The sequence below is a fragment of the Pseudomonas sp. GD03858 genome, from assembly GCF_029840925.1.
GTDB lineage: Bacteria > Pseudomonadota > Gammaproteobacteria > Pseudomonadales > Pseudomonadaceae > Aquipseudomonas.
Window position 1 is genome coordinate 1 of sequence record NZ_JAOCDM010000221.1, and the last position, 1,179, is coordinate 1,179.

Sequence of the window (1,179 nt, forward strand, 5' to 3'; positions counted from 1 at the left end):
ACAACGCAAACCCCGTAAGCCGCGTACGACGAAGGCTAGACAAGGAACCTCCGAATGAAACCCACCCTTCTTGTCGGCCACGAACACAACGGCTCAATACCTCCTAAAGCCAAGGTCGTCAGGTGACACGCTATCTCGGCCAGGCCTGGGCCGAAGACCTGATGCAGGCGAGCGATTCGCACAACGATTTCTACAACGTCCGCGCGGCGGTTTACTCAGCATTCAGCGAGATCATGTGATGTATTTACTCGAGCGGGGCGTTTGGGGCATGAGCATAGAGACGACTGCGGAACGCAAAGCCACCGATGCGGCGCGAACCCCAGCCGAGAAACGCGCAGACAAGGATCTTTACGCAGATGAGTTGGCAGCAGATATACACTTCAAGTCGGTCAGCTGCTCACCTAAAATGCGCGGACCTATTTTTTCCTTCAATGATACTTTCATGGAGTTACGCTGCGGCGGCTCAGAAGAAAAGCGTGGAATCATAACACTCATGACAATAGGCGGACTCTTCCCATTCGCCTACACGAGCATACTGACCAGCCCAAGCAACCTATACTTAGAAATAAGCCAAATACCCAACCAAACCCTCATCTCAAATTTATTAACACTCCTAATTCTAGCACTTGATCTAGCGGTACTTTATCTCTACGCAAAATACGGCCTACATTTTACTCGCTTGGAAATGTTAACCAGCCGCCATCTGCTCATTCGTTTCAATCGAAAGACTCAACAAGTCCATCTGCATCGCCCTAGCTACTGCGGCGGCATCGTGACCTTCCCCTGGCGATCTACCGGCAGCACCGCTATCCACCCGGAAGATGATGCGTTAAGCCTCGGCATGAGGCTCGCATTGGTATGGCATCCAATCCGAACGGGCCTTCCTCATCTGGAGTTCGCCTTTCTCGGCAAGCAAGGCCAAGGCGGCAGTGAATTGCGTGACGAATGGGAGTTCATCCGCCGCTACATGGAAGAAGGCCCCGACGCGGTCCCACGCCCACGCCTGAGCACCCAACTCCCTTCGCCCATCCAGGCCTTCAGCGCCCAGTTCGAAGGACTGGGCCGTTTCTTCCGCCACAGCGGCTGGCCGCTGAAGGTAGCCCTGCTGCTGATCTGGCCCGCCTTCGTCATCATCGGCACCGCCCACTGGGTCAGCCTGATGCTGTGCTGGAGACCGCA

Annotated in this window: 1 protein-coding gene; it reads left to right on the top strand. The window is 55.0% G+C overall.

Features of this window, described 5'->3' with window-relative positions; translation table 11 throughout:
• Positions 1 to 238: 238 nt before the first annotated feature.
• On the top strand, positions 239 to 1,179 hold a 941-nt coding region (locus N5D48_RS26120; protein WP_279889026.1), incomplete at its 3' end, for a DUF6708 domain-containing protein.